The 13,440-nt window shown below is 75.0% G+C and carries 5 protein-coding genes; 4 read left to right on the top strand and 1 reads right to left on the bottom strand.

Annotated features, from left to right (window positions below):
- Nucleotides 1-33: 33 nt before the first annotated feature.
- Entirely contained in the window at nucleotides 34-2,865 is a 2,832-nt protein-coding gene (locus AB0C02_RS15300) for a condensation domain-containing protein (RefSeq protein WP_357548533.1), read from the bottom strand.
- Between the two features lie 139 nt (nucleotides 2,866-3,004).
- Here AB0C02_RS15300 and AB0C02_RS15295 point away from each other — a divergent pair, with 139 nt between their 5' ends.
- Genes AB0C02_RS15295 through AB0C02_RS15280 form a run of 4 tightly spaced genes read left to right on the top strand, consistent with a single transcriptional unit; the run spans nucleotide 3,005 to nucleotide 13,434 of the window.
- On the top strand, nucleotides 3,005-8,515 hold the full coding sequence (locus AB0C02_RS15295; RefSeq protein WP_357548531.1) for an amino acid adenylation domain-containing protein: 5,511 nt from the start codon (nucleotides 3,005-3,007) through the stop codon (nucleotides 8,513-8,515).
- A 1-nt stretch (nucleotide 8,516) separates the two neighbouring features.
- Nucleotides 8,517-10,082, top strand: a complete 1,566-nt coding sequence (locus AB0C02_RS15290; RefSeq protein WP_357548528.1) for a class I adenylate-forming enzyme family protein — start codon at nucleotides 8,517-8,519, stop codon at nucleotides 10,080-10,082.
- 14 nt (nucleotides 10,083-10,096) lie between these two features.
- Entirely contained in the window at nucleotides 10,097-13,183 is a 3,087-nt protein-coding gene (locus tag AB0C02_RS15285; RefSeq protein WP_357548526.1) for an amino acid adenylation domain-containing protein, read from the top strand.
- The gene (locus AB0C02_RS15280) at nucleotides 13,183-13,434 is read left to right on the top strand and encodes an acyl carrier protein (protein WP_357548523.1); all 252 of its coding nucleotides are present in this window, start codon (nucleotides 13,183-13,185) and stop codon (nucleotides 13,432-13,434) included. The genes AB0C02_RS15285 and AB0C02_RS15280 overlap by 1 nt, the downstream gene beginning before the upstream one ends.
- The last annotated feature ends 6 nt before the right edge of the window (nucleotides 13,435-13,440 follow it).

Genomic DNA, 13,440 nt, shown 5'->3' with positions numbered 1-13,440 from the left:
CACGACAAGCGCCGCCGATGCGAGAATGCCGCCCTATATCGACATTGATGAATCAGATGACCGCGGCCAGGGCGCCTCGTGGAAGGCCGCTTCGACCAGCAGCGCCTCGACGCCGCGCAGGAACCGCTCGGCCCGTTCCGCCGAGAGGTAGCGGATGTCGGCGGTGACCACCAACTCGACCGCGCCGGGGGCGTCGAACACCTGGAGGCGGCAGCGCCAGGGGAACCGCTCCAACTCCGGCAGCCAGCGGAACTCGTCGCGGTCCACCATCGCCCGCAGGGCGGCCTCGTCCGGGTCCGCGACGCCGCTGCCGGCGTCGGGCGAGAGCCGGACGTCGTTGAGGTAGCAGAACGGTGCCAGGGCGGTCCGGTGGTCGTGGCCCAGGTCGGTGAGGGCACGCTCCAGCGCGGCCGGATCGTAGTAGGCGTGCCGGTAGGCGTCCAGCGCCGCGCGCCGGGCGCGGGCCAGCAGCTCGGCGAAGCCGGGCCGGTCGGCCAGATCGAGCCGACAGAGGCCGATCTGGTTGAGCGTGCCGACCGCGCGATCGTACCCGGGCTGGAAGCGGTTGTTCGCCATGACGACGATCCCACAGCCGTCCTGCCCGCTGTCCGTGGTCAGCACGGCGGCGGTCGCCGCCAGCAGGGCGGTGGAGCTGGTCACGCCGTGCCGGGCCGCGACCAGCCGCGCCGCGTGGTGGACCGCCGCGGAGACCAGCGAGCCGCGCCGGTGACGGGGTGCCGCCCCGGGTCCGACCGGGTCAGCCGGGCGCGCCGTGAGACCATCGAGCTGCCGGAGCCAGTACGCCACCGCCCGCTCCGAGCGTCGCGGCTCGACGCGGCGCTCGCGCTCGGCGAGGTCCAGCGACTGGAGGCCGGGCGGGGTGTCCAGCGAACCGCGCAGCAGCATCCGCAGGTCGCGCAGCACGGTCTCGGCGGCGTGGAAGTCGACGGTGGAGTGGCTGAACACCACCACGACCTGCCGTACCCGGTCGTCCACCGTCACCAGCGCGACCCGCAGCGGCCACTCGGCGACGAGGTCGAAACGTGTCTCGCCGAGCCGCGCGGCCAGGTCCGCCGCGGCGGACCGGCCGTCGGGGTCGTCCCCCGGTCGCGGCACAGCGTGCACGAGGACAGCCAGCCGACCCGTCGCCGCCGCCTCCTGGTGCAACTCCCCGTCCCGGTGGCGGATCCGGGTACGCAGCGACTCGTGTCGGGCGACCAGCGCGCCGACCGCCTCCAGCGCCCGTGGCACGGCCACGTCGGCCCGTGCGGAGACAGCCAGGGTGCGGGGCAGGCTCAACACGCGGTACGCGGCGGGGGACTCGAACTCCTCGACGGTCCGCCACATCGCCCGCTGCCCCCAGGTCAGCGGCCCGCTAGCGGCCCGTCCGCCGTGGAACTGCGCGTACGCCACCTCCTCGACGCCCTCGACATCGGGCGTCGCCGGAGCGGGGACGGCCACGGGTGCCGTGCCAACGGGCGACCACGGCCAGGGCACCTCGGCGAAGGCCGCCTCCACCAGCAACTCCTCCAGCCCGCGCAGGAACGGTTCGACGGTGTCCAGCGCGACGTGCCGGGTGTCGACGGTGAGCGTGACACCCAGCCCGGCCGGCTCGTCGACCACGTGGGTCAGCAGATGCCAGGACGCCGCGTTCAGCCCGGCGGTCCAGGAGAACGTGCTGCCCTTCGTCGCGGCCCGCAGCTCTTCCCGGGTCACCGCCGGCACCGGATCGACGCCGCCCACGGTCAGCCGGACGTCGTTGAAATAGTAGTGCGGTAAGAATGCCGAAACCTGGTCGACGCCCCGTTCCTCGAATGCGTGGCGCAGCGCGGCCGGGTCGTAATAGGCGTGGCGCAGGCCGTCCAGGGAGGCAGCCCAGACGCGGGACAACAGCTCGGCGAAATCGGGGCGTCCCGCCAGGTCCACCGCGCAGAAACCGATCTGGCCGAGATTTGCGACAGCATTCGCGTATTCGGTGCGGAACCGGTTGTGGGCCATCGGAAAGAGGCCGCAGATCTCTCGCCCGGAGCCGCCGGCGGCCAGCGCCGTCACGCCGGCCTGCAGCACCGCGGAGACGCTGACCCGGTGCCGGGCGGCGATCAGCCGGGCAGCCGTGTCGGCGGCCGAGGAGACCAGCACACCCCGGCGCAGCGGCGGCTCCAGCCCGGGGCCGACCGGGGACCAGGCCTCCGCCGGCAGCCGGTCGAACTCCCGCAGCCAGTGCGCCACCGCCCGCTCCGAGCGGCCCCGGTCGGGCCCGTGCTGCAACCGGGCCACGTCCGTCGACTGGGGGCCGACCGGAATCGACAGGCCACCGCGCAGCAGGATCAGCCGCAGGTCCCGCAGCACCACCTCGGCGGCGTGCGCGTCCACGGTGGAGTGACTGAACACCACCACGACCTGCCGTACCCGGCCATCGACCGTCACCAGCGCGACGCGCAGCGGCCATTCCGCGCCGTGGTCGAACGCCACGTCGCCGAGCCGGCCCGCGGCGTCCCGGGCGGCCTCGACGCCGTCGCCCGCGCCCACCTGGACCAACAGCGGCAGCACCCCGGCCGCCGCTGTCTCCTGCCGTGACCCGCCGTCGAACTCCCGGACGCGGGTGCGTAGCGACCCATGCCGGCCGACCCACGCGCCCACCGCGCGGGCCACGGCGGCCGCGTCCGCGCCGGCCCGCGCGGACACCGGCACCGTACGCCGCAGGTTGAGGAAGACGTGGTTCGAGCCGTACCGGGCGATCGACCGCCACATCACCTGTTGGGCCCAGGTCAGCGGCGCCACCCCGGCCCCCGCGCCGGAGAACTCGGCGTGGACAAGCGTCTCCGATGCCCATTCGACGGGCACCACCACGTCAGCGAATCGCATTCCCGACCATACGACGGCCGGCTCCGCGGCGAATCGCTCGATCGTGTTCTACATAGTGGACCATTCAGCCGATCCAGCGCCTCGCGCACGGCGGGCAGACTACTGACTCCTGCCCGTCATCCGCAGCGAGAAGGCACGCGTGACCAACGTTTACGTACCGGCGCGGGCCGCCCCCATCCCGCCAAATTCGACCATTTCCCGCTGCACCGGAAATCCCCGGCTGTCATTCGGGCAGGAACGGATCTGGTTCACCGAGCAGCTCACCCCCGGCACCGCCGCGTACGTCGTCTACGCCACCGTACGGCTGCGCGGGCCGCTGGAGGTCGAACTGCTGCGCGCCGCCCTCGACGCCACCGCGGCCCGGCACGACAGCCTGCGCATGCGGTTCACCGAGAACGCCGACGGCGAACCCGTCGTGGACGTGCTGCCCGAGGTGCGGGTACCGGTCACCGTCACCGCCGCGCCGACCGAGTCCGACGCCCACGAACTGGTGGCCGCCGGCGTCCGCACCCCGTTCGACCTCGGCGCCGCTCCCCTGCTGCGGGCGCTCGTCGTCCGGCTGTCCGACGAGGACCACTTCCTGCACCTTGCGATGCACCACATCGTCAGCGACGGCTGGACGCTGGACCTGCTCCTCGGCGAGGTCGCGGCCACGTACGCCGCCCTGCGCGACGGGGGCGCCCCGCCCCCGGCCCCGGCGATCGCCTACGCGGACTACGCCGCCTGGCAGCGGGACCGGCTCGACGGGCCGGCCACCGGCGACGGGTTCGCCTACTGGGCCACCGCGCTGGCCGGCGTGCCACCGCTGGAACTGCCCACCGACCGGCCCCGCCCGGCCGTGCAGTCGTATTCCGGCGACACCCACCGCTTCACCATCGACGCCGACCTCACCGACGGGCTGCGCCGGCTGGGCCGCGCCCACCGGGCGACCCTCTACATGACCCTGCTCACCGGTCTGCAGGCCGTGCTGTTCCGCTACAGCGGCCAGCGGGACTTCGCCATCGGCTCCCCCGTCGCCGGACGGGTGACGCCGGAGCTGGAAAACCTCATCGGCCTGTTCGTCAACACCCTCGCCCTGCGCGCCGACCTCTCCCCGGCCGGTGCGACAGGCGACGCCCCGGGCGTCGAGCCCAGCTTCGCGGACCTGCTGCGGCGCACCCGGACCACCGTCGTACGCGGCCTGGCCCACCAGGAGATCCCGTTCGAACGCCTGGTCAAGGAGCTCAACGTGGCCCGGGACGTCAGCCGCGCCCCGGTGTTCCAGGTGCTGTTCGCCCTGCAGAACTACGCCCGCGGCGACAGCCGGTGGCCCGAGGACCTGCGCGCCGAGGGCGTCGGCACCGACGCCGCCACCGCCCGCTTCGACCTGTCGCTGTACGTCGGCGAGACCGCCGACGGCCTGCGTGGCATGTTCGTCTACAACACCGACCTGTTCGACGAGCCCACCGTACGCCGGCTGGCGGCGAGCCTCGCGACGCTGCTGCGCGCCGCGGTTGCCCGGCCGGACCTGCCCGTCGCCGACCTGGACCTGCTCGGCGCGGACGAACGGGACCGGCTGCTGGCCCTCGCCCGGCCCGACCACGACGATCCGGCCGTCGGGGTCACCGGCACGGCGACCACCCTGGCCGATCTCGTCGGCCCGCACGTCGCCACCACACCCGACGCGCCGGCCGTGGTCTGCGGACCGGACGCGGTCAGCTACCGGGAGCTGGACCGGCGGGCCAACCGGCTCGCCCAATGGCTGCGCACCCGTGGCGTCGGCCCGGACCGGCTGGTCGGGGTGCTGCTGGAACAGTCGGTCGAGCTGGCCGTGACGCTGCTCGGGGTGCTGCGGGCCGGCGGGGCGTACCTGCCGCTGGACCCGGAACAGCCCGTCGCCCGGCTGGGCCTGATGCTCGCCGACGCCCGGCCGACCGTGGTGCTGACCAGCTCCGACCTGCGCGACCGGCTGCCCGCCGAGGCGGCGGCAACCACCCTGGACGAGATCGCCGCCGAGGTCGCCACCCGGCCCGACACCCCGCCCGCAAGCGGGACGACCGGCGGGAACCTCGCGTACGTCATCTACACCTCCGGCTCCACCGGCACCCCGAAGGGGGTGGCCGTCGCGCACCGGCAGGTGCTGCGCTACCTCGACGGGGTGGCCGACCGGTTCACGGTCGCCCCGGCCGCCCGGTACGGGCTGCTGCAGTCGATGTCGTTCGACTTCAGCGTCACCGTCTTCTACCTGGCGCTGGCCACCGGCGGTGCGGTGCACCTGCTGCCCCGCCGGTGCACCGGCGCCGAACTCGCGCAGCGGCTACGCGCTCACCGCATCGACTACCTGAAGATCACCCCGTCGCATCTGACCGCGCTGGCCGCCGACACCGAGCCGGACGGCCTGCTGCCCGCCCGCGCGCTGGTCCTCGGCGGCGAGGCGTCCGACCAGGACCGGGTCGCCGGGCTCGCGGCGGCCGGCCCGGCCCGGGTGTTCAACCACTACGGCCCCACCGAGGCCACCGTCGGGGTCGCCACGTACGAGGTGACAGCCGACGGGCCGGGCAGCGGCCCGGTGCCCACCGGCCGGCCCCTGCCACACGCCCGGGTGTACGTGCTCGACGAGCGGATGCGGCCGGTGCCGGTCGGGGTGCCCGGGGAGCTGTACCTCGGCGGGGACCGGCTCGCCCGCGGCTACCTGAACCGGCCGGGCCTGACCGCCGAACGGTTCGTGCCCGACCCGTACGGGCCGCCGGGGTCCCGCCTCTACCGCACCGGCGATCTGGGCCGCTGGCGCTCCGACGGGCAACTGATGTTCCTCGGCCGCCGCGACCACCAGGTGAAGATCCGCGGCTACCGGGTCGAGCTGGGCGAGGTCGAGGCCGCGCTTCGCGACAGCCCCGGCGTGGGGCAGGCCGCCGTGCTGCTGCGCGACGACCGGCTGGTGGCCTACCTGGAACCGGCGCCCGGCGCGGTCGTGCCCGACCCGGCCGAACTCCGCCGGGCCCTCGCCGACCGGCTGCCCGAGCACATGATCCCGAGCCGCTGGGTACGCCTGGACCGGCTGCCGCTGCAGGAGCACGGCAAGGTGGACCGGCGGGCCCTGCCCGAGCCGACCGACGACGGGCCGACCGGCGAGCGGGTCGCGCCGGCCGGGCCGGTGGAGACCCTGATCGCCGACATCTGGCGGGCCGTGCTGGGCGTGGCCGAGGTCGGTGCCACCGACGACTTCTTCGACCTGGGCGGGCACTCCCTGCTGGCCACCCAGGTGGTGGCCCGGCTGCGCCGGGAACTGACCGCCGTCGGCGGCGACGCCGCGCCGGCCGTCAGCGTGATGGACCTGTTCCGCCACCGCACCGTACGCGAGCTGGCCCACCTCGTCGCCGGTGCCGACGCCGGGACCGGTGGGCTGCTGCACGAGCTGACCCCGCCGGTGCCCGCCGCCGAGCGGGTCGCCACCCTGGTCTGCGTCCCGTACGGCGGCGGCAGCGCGGTGGTGTACCAGCCCCTCGCCGACGCGCTGCCGCCCGGATACCGGCTGCTGTCGGTGGCCGTGCCCGGGCACGACATCGGCATCGCCGACGACCCCGCGCCCATCGAGGACGTCGCCACGGACGTGGTCGAAGAGATCCTGGCCCGGGTGACCGGACCGCTGATCCTGTACGGACACTGCGGCCCCGGCGGGGCGCTGGCGGTGGAGGTAGCCCGTCGGCTGGAGGCGGCCGGCCGGGACCTGCTGGCGGTGTACCTCGGCGCGGTCTTCCCGTTCGGCCGGCCCGCCGGCGGGCTGCTCGGCCCGCTGCTGCGGCTGCGGCTGGCCGAACGCCTGCGCAGCGACCGGATCTACCGCACCTGGCTGCAGGCGCAGGGCACCGCCGTCGGGTCGCTCGCCCCCGACGAGGTCCGGTTCCTGATCCGCGCGATGCGCCACGACGCCCAGGTCTCCGAGGACTACTTCACCGAGCTGATGCGCCAGCGGGTCAGCCCGCTGCGCGCCCCGGTCGTCTCCGTGGTCGGCGAGCGCGACCGCAGCACCGACTACCACGAGGAACGCTACCGGGAGTGGCACTTCCTCACCGACCGCACCGCGCTGGCCGTGATCGACGAGGGCGGTCACTACTTCCTCAAGTACCGGGCCGGTGAGCTGGCCGAAATCGTCACCGGCGTGCACCGGCGGCTCGACGCCCCGCCCACGCCGGCCGGGCCCGACGCCGCGGAACCCGCCTGGCAGCTCGCCGGCGTTTCCCAGCGGCCCGCCGACGGGCACCCGACGCCGGACACGCCGACCCCGGCGGCCACCGCGCCGCCGCCGAGCATGCGCCGCTTCGGCCTGATCGCGGCCGGCCAGGTCGTCTCGGGCATGGGCACCGCGCTGACCAACTTCGCGATCCCACTGTGGATCTACACCCAGACCGGGTCGCTCGCCCGGTTCGCGCTCTTCGCCGTGCTCGGCCTGCTGCCCGGCCTGCTCGTCGCACCGCTGGCCGGGGCCCTGGTCGACCGCACCAGCCGGCGGCGCGTGCTGCTGCTCGCCGGTGCCGCCGCCGGCGGCGCGAACGCGGTGCTGGCCGGGCTGGTGCTGACCGACCGGGCCGAGGTGTGGCACTTCTACCCGCTGGTCGCCTGGCTGTCCGTGGCGTTGGCGTTCCAACGCCTCGCGTTCGTCTCGGCGGTGCCGCAACTGGTGCCCAAACGCTTCCTCGGCCACGCCAACGGCGTCACCCAGACCGCCGTGGGCCTCACCCAGTTCACCGTGCCGCTGGTCGCCGTGGCGCTGCTGGAGGCCGTCGGGCTGCGGGGCATCCTGCTCCTCGACGTGGCGTCGTACGCGTTCGCGATCGGGGTGCTGGCGCTCGTCCGGTTCCCCCACACCCTGGCCCTGCAACGCCGCGAGGGCATCGGCGCGGAGATCGTCGCCGGGCTGCGCTACTCGCTGCGACGCCGGGAGTTCCGCGCCATGCTGGCGTTCTTCGCCGCGTTGAACCTCTTCCTGTTTCCGGCGCTGTTCCTGCTCTCCCCCCTCGTGCTCGGCTTCGCCGACCTGACCGACGTGGCGCACGTGGCGCTGACCGGCGGGGTCGGCGCGGCCACCGGCGGCCTGGTGATGCTGATCTGGGGCGGCCCCCGTCGCCGCCGGATGCGCGCGGTGCTGCTGGGCACCCTCGGCATCGCCGCGGCCGCCGTGCTGACCGGGCTGCGGCCGAACCTGCTGCTCGTCGCCGCCGGCGCGTTCGGCATGTACCTCGCCCTCGGCATCGTCAACGGCGTCTACAACACGATCATCCAGACCAAGGTGCCGCCCCGCGTACACGGCCGGGTCTTCGCGCTCAACCAGATGGTCGCCCAGTCCACCCTGCCGTTGGGCTGGGGCCTGGTCGCGCCGTTCGCCGCCCGGGTGGTCGAACCGCTGCTGCAACCCGACGGCGCGCTGGCCGACACGGTGGGCGCGGTGATCGGCGTCGGTCCCGGCCGGGGCCACGGACTGCTCTACGTGCTGTTCGGGGTGTCCATCGCGCTGACGGCGCTGGTGTCGCTGGCCACGCCCGTCCTCGCCCGGTTCGACGACGAGGTGCCCGACGCGCCGCCGGACGACCTGGTCGGCATCGAGGAACGCCGGGCCCGGACCGCCGACGTCGAAGGAAGCCAGGCCGTCGCGGCCGGACGGAAGGAGGATTGAGATGACCACGACGACAGCGCCGCCGCCCCGGACCGTGCCCGAGCTGTTGGACTGGCGTACCGCCCTGCACCCGGAGCGGGTGGCGGTCGAGGTGCACGGCGTGGCGAGGCTGACCTTCGCCGAGTGGTCCGCCGGCGCGGCCGCCGTCGCCGCCGCGCTGCTGCACCGGGGCCTGCGCCGCGGCGACCGCGTCGGCCTGGTGTTCGACGCCCGCGACTGGACCCGGTTCGCCGTGGCCTACTGCGGGGTGCTGCGGGCCGGCGGCGTCGCCGTGCCGTTGTCCGACCGGCTCGCCGCCGGGCAGCTCGGGCATGCGCTGACCCACTGCGCGGCCACCGCCGTCGTGCACGGCGACGGCACCCCCGCCCCGCCGGTCCCGCCCGGCCTGTCGGTGTGGACCTGCGGTGACCTGCTCGCCGATCCCGGCACCGCCCCCGACCCGGCCGGCGCCCACGCCACCGGCAACCCCGACCCGGCCGGCGCCCACGCCACCGGTGACCCGGGCTCGTCGGCCGCCCGCCCCGGCGACCTGGCGCAGATCCTCTACACCTCCGGCACGACCGGCCGCCCGAAGGGGGTGGCGGCCAGCCACGCCAACCTCACCGCGGGCGCGCCCCACCACCCCCGTCGGCTGGCCCTGGCCCACTCGGAACGATTCCTGCACGCCTTCGCCATCGGCACCAACGCCGGGCAGACCATGCTGCTCAACGCGCTCACCGCGAAGGCCACCGCGCTCACCCTGCCCCGCTTCACCCCGGTCCGGTTCGCCCGGCTGATCGAGGCGCCGGGCACGGGGACCGTGTTCGTCGTCCCGTCCATCGCCGTCGAGCTACTCGATTCCGGGTCGCTGAACGGCCGGGACACCGGCGGCGTACAGCTGATCGGGTCCACCGCCGCGCCGCTGGCCCCGGCGGTCGCGGCCCGGCTGGCCGCGGCCTTCCCGCAGGCCACCATCGTCAACTACTACACGTCCACCGAGGCGGCCCCGGCCCAGACCACCATGATTTACGACCCGACGCGGCGTGACGCGGTCGGTCGGCCGGTCGGCGGCCAGCTGATGGTCGCCGACGCCGACGGCAACCCGCTGCCCGCCGGGACGACCGGCGACGTGTGGCTGCGCGCCCCGTACCCCCGCGCCTACTACCGCGACGAGACGGCCAACCGGGCCACCTTCCGCGACGGCTGGGTGCGGATGGGCGACGTGGGCCGCATCGACGCCGACGGCTACCTGTACCTCACCGACCGGCACCAGGACGTGATCAAGACCGGCGCGTTCAAGGTGTCCACCCTCGAGGTCGAGGCGGCGCTGCACGAGCACCCGCTGGTCGCCGAGGCCGCCGTCGTCGGCGTACCGCACCCGGTGCTCGGCTCGGCGGTCGCCGCCGCCGTCGTGCCCCGGCCGCAGGCCGGCCCGGTCGGGCTGACCCTGCCGGTGCTACGCGGCTTCCTCGCCGACCGGCTGGCCGACTACCAGCTGCCCGCCCGGCTCCTGCTGCTGGACCGGCTGCCCCGCAACGAGGGCGGCAAGGTGCTCAAGCGGCAGCTCACCAACCTGTTCGACAACTGATCACGAGCACGACCATGGGAGAGTATGTGGGCACCGCCGAGGCGACATTCGCGCAGCACGCCGTCTGGTTCACCGAGCAGGCCGGGGTCGCCGGCACGGCGTACCACATGGCACTGGGCGTACGGTTCGCCGCCGAACTCGACCGTCGGGCCCTGGTCGCGGCGTGCGCCACGGTGACCGAACGGCATCCGGTCCTGGCCGCCCGGATCGTCACCGACGGTGAGGGCATCCCCCGGCTGGCGCCGGCCGACACCCGCCCGGCGGTCACCTTCGGGGAGCTGACCGACGCCCGGGTCGCCGAGGAGATCGCCCGCCCGCACGATCTGCGGGCCGGGCCGCTGGCCCGGTTCACCCTGCTGACCGGCGCCGACGGGACGCACCTGCTGCTCGTCACCGCCCACCACCTGGCCTTCGACGGAATGTCCAAGGACGTGCTCGCCCGGGACCTGGCCGCCGCGTACACCGCCGCGCGCGGCGACGGCCCGGCCGACCCGCCACGCACCGACGGGTACGCGGGCCTCGCGGCGGCCGAACAGCAGCGCGTCGCCGTGGACCTGCCCACCGCCCGCGCCTACTGGACGCGGCACTGGTCCGGCCCCGGCGACATCGTCCTGCCCGGCCTGCGCCGGACGCCCACCAGCGCTGAGCCGGGCACAGCCGTGACCGTCGACCTGCCCGCCGACCTGGTCGACGGCGTCGAGCGGGCCGCCCGGGCGCTCGGGGTCACCCGCTTCGAGCTGCTGTTCGCCGTGCTGCACGCCGTGCTCGCGCGCTACGGCAACCGGGGCACGCCCGTCGGGGTGGCCCTGTCCACCCGCACCCCGGACCAGGCCGACCGGGTCGGGCTGTTCGTCAACGAGCTACCCGTCGCCGCCGACCCGGCCGACGGAACGTTCCGCGACCACGCCCACGCCGTCCGGGCCCGACTGCGCGAGGCGTACCGGCACCGCGCCGTGCCGCTGGCCCACGTGGTGTCCGGCCTGCGGCCCGCGCCGGCGCTGACCCCGGTCAGCATCGGCTATCGGCGGCGCGGCGCCGAGCCGGTCTTCGCGGGGGTGGCCAGCGCGGTCGACTGGACGCTGTTCTGCGGCGCCGCCCGCAACGCCCTGCACGTGCAGATCGTGGACGGCCCCACCGGCGTCACGGTCAGCCTCCAGCACAGCCCGTCAGCCATCGACACCGACGCGGTCCGCCGGATCGGCGGGCACCTGCGCACCATGCTGACCGCCGTCGTCGCCGACCCCGACCGACCGGTGGCCGACCTGCCGGTGCTGCCCGTCGACGAGCTCGACCGGGTCACCCGCGCCTGGAACGACACCGCCCGGGCGTACCCCGCCGAGGCGACCGTGCCCGCCCTGTTCGCCGCCCGCGTCGCCACCGACCCGGACGCGCCGGCCGTGGTCGACGGCGACCAGACGCTGAGCTACGCCCAGCTCGACGCCGCCGCCGCGCGGCTCGCCGCGCTGCTGCGGCAGCGGGGCGTCGGCCCCGGGGCGCTCGTCGCGGTCGCGTTGGACCGGTCCTGGCAGGCGGTGGTGACCGTGCTGGCGGTGCTGCGCTGCCGCGCCGCTTACCTGCCGATCGACCCGGGCCACCCGCCGGCCCGGCAGGAACTCGTGCTCGCCGACGCCGCCCCGGCGCTGGTGGTGACGCCCGCCGCGACCCAGACGGCCCGACCCACGCTGGCCCTCGACTCGGTCGACCTGCTCGGTGGCCCCGCTCCGGGCGAACCGGTCGGCGTGCCGGCGGCCGACGACCTCGCGTACGTGCTCTACACCTCCGGCTCGACCGGCCGCCCGAAGGGCGTGGCGGTGCGGCACGGGGCGCTGACCAACCTGCTGCTGGGCGTACGGGACCTGTTGGACAGCGGCCCGCAGCACCGTTGGCTGCAGCTGACCTCGCTGTCGTTCGACATCTCCGCCGTGGAGGTCTTCCTGCCACTGATCACCGGCGGTCGGGTGGTCGTCGCCTCGACCGTCAGCGCCCTGGACGGCGCGGGCGTGCTGCGACTGATCCGCAGCGCCGGCGTGACCCACGCCCAGGCCACGCCGTCGGGCTGGCGGGTGCTGCTGGAGGCCGGTCTGGGCGCGTCCGCCCCGGGCGGGGTCGCCCCGCAGCCGCTGGTCGCGGTCGCCGCCGGCGAGGCGCTGCCGGTCGCCCTCGCCCGGGACCTGCGGGCCCGCACCGCCCGCCTGGTCAACGGGTACGGGCCGACGGAGGCGACCGTGTACGCGACGACGGCGGACCTGCCCGCCGACCCCGGCGAGGTCACGATCGGGCGACCGCTGCCGAACGTGCGCGCGTACGTGCTGGACGAGGTGCGTCGGCCCGCACCGGTCGGAGTGCCCGGCGAGTTGTACCTGGCCGGCGCCGGGCTGGCCGCCGGCTACCTGGGGCGGGACGACCTCACCGCCGAGCGGTTCGTGCCGGACCCGTTCGGGCAGCCCGGCGAGCGGCTCTACCGCACCGGCGACCGCTGCCGGTGGCTACCGGACGGGCGGATCGACTTCCTCGGCCGCACCGACGACCAGGTCAAGATCCGAGGTCACCGGATCGAGCTGGGTGAGGTCGACGCCCGGCTCCTCGAGCATCCCGGCGTGGCCGCGGCGGCGACGGTACTGCGCCCGGACGCCGACGAGCCCTGCCTCGTCGCGTACGTGGTGGCCGCGGCGGGCACCGCCCCGGAACCGGCCGAGCTGCGCCGGCACCTGGCGCTCAGCCTGCCGCAGGCCGTGCTGCCGACCGACTTCGTGGCGCTCGACCGGCTGCCGTTGAGCCCGAACGGCAAGGTCGACCGGGCCGCCCTGCCCGCCCCCACGCCCCGGGACCCCGCCGCCGACGCGCCCGAGGACCTCGCTGACACCGGCGATGACCCCGTGGTGGAGCAGCTGCGGCTGATCTGGCAGGAGGTGCTGCGGATCCCCGACGTCGGCGTACACGAGGACCTGTTCGACCTGGGCGGCCACTCGCTGACCATCACCAGGATCAGCGGCCGGATCCAGCAGCGGCTCGGCGTCGAGGTGCCGCTCGACGCCTTCTTCGACACCCCGACCATCGCGGAGATCGCCGAGATCATCCGGCAGTCCGGAAAGGAATTCTGATGGGTGGCACCGAACTGCGCGAGCGGATCGCGGAGCTGGTCAGCGAAGCCACGGGAGGCGAGGTGTCGGCCGGCGACGTGCTCGCCGGCGGATCCATGATCGCCCTCGGCGTCGACTCGCTCGGGCTGCTGCGCCTGGTCGACGCGATCGAACTGGAGTACAGCGTCGAGATCGAGCTGAACCGGCCCGGTCGCCCACTGGACACCCTCGACGACCTGTTGGCGTTGCTGACCGACGCCAGCGTCACCTGAGCGAGG

Origin of the sequence: Micromonospora sp. NPDC048999 (assembly GCF_040649295.1) — a bacterium.
GTDB lineage: Bacteria > Actinomycetota > Actinomycetes > Mycobacteriales > Micromonosporaceae > Micromonospora.
This window is presented reverse-complemented; position numbering and strand designations above follow the sequence as displayed.

Coding starts and splice junctions, on each gene's coding strand:
- AB0C02_RS15300 (WP_357548533.1), bottom strand. CDS start 2,865: ATGCGATTCGCTGACGTGGTGGTGCCCGTCGAATGGGCATCGGAGACG.
- AB0C02_RS15290 (WP_357548528.1), top strand. CDS start 8,517: ATGACCACGACGACAGCGCCGCCGCCCCGGACCGTGCCCGAGCTGTTG.
- AB0C02_RS15285 (WP_357548526.1), top strand. CDS start 10,097: ATGGGAGAGTATGTGGGCACCGCCGAGGCGACATTCGCGCAGCACGCC.
- AB0C02_RS15280 (WP_357548523.1), top strand. CDS start 13,183: ATGGGTGGCACCGAACTGCGCGAGCGGATCGCGGAGCTGGTCAGCGAA.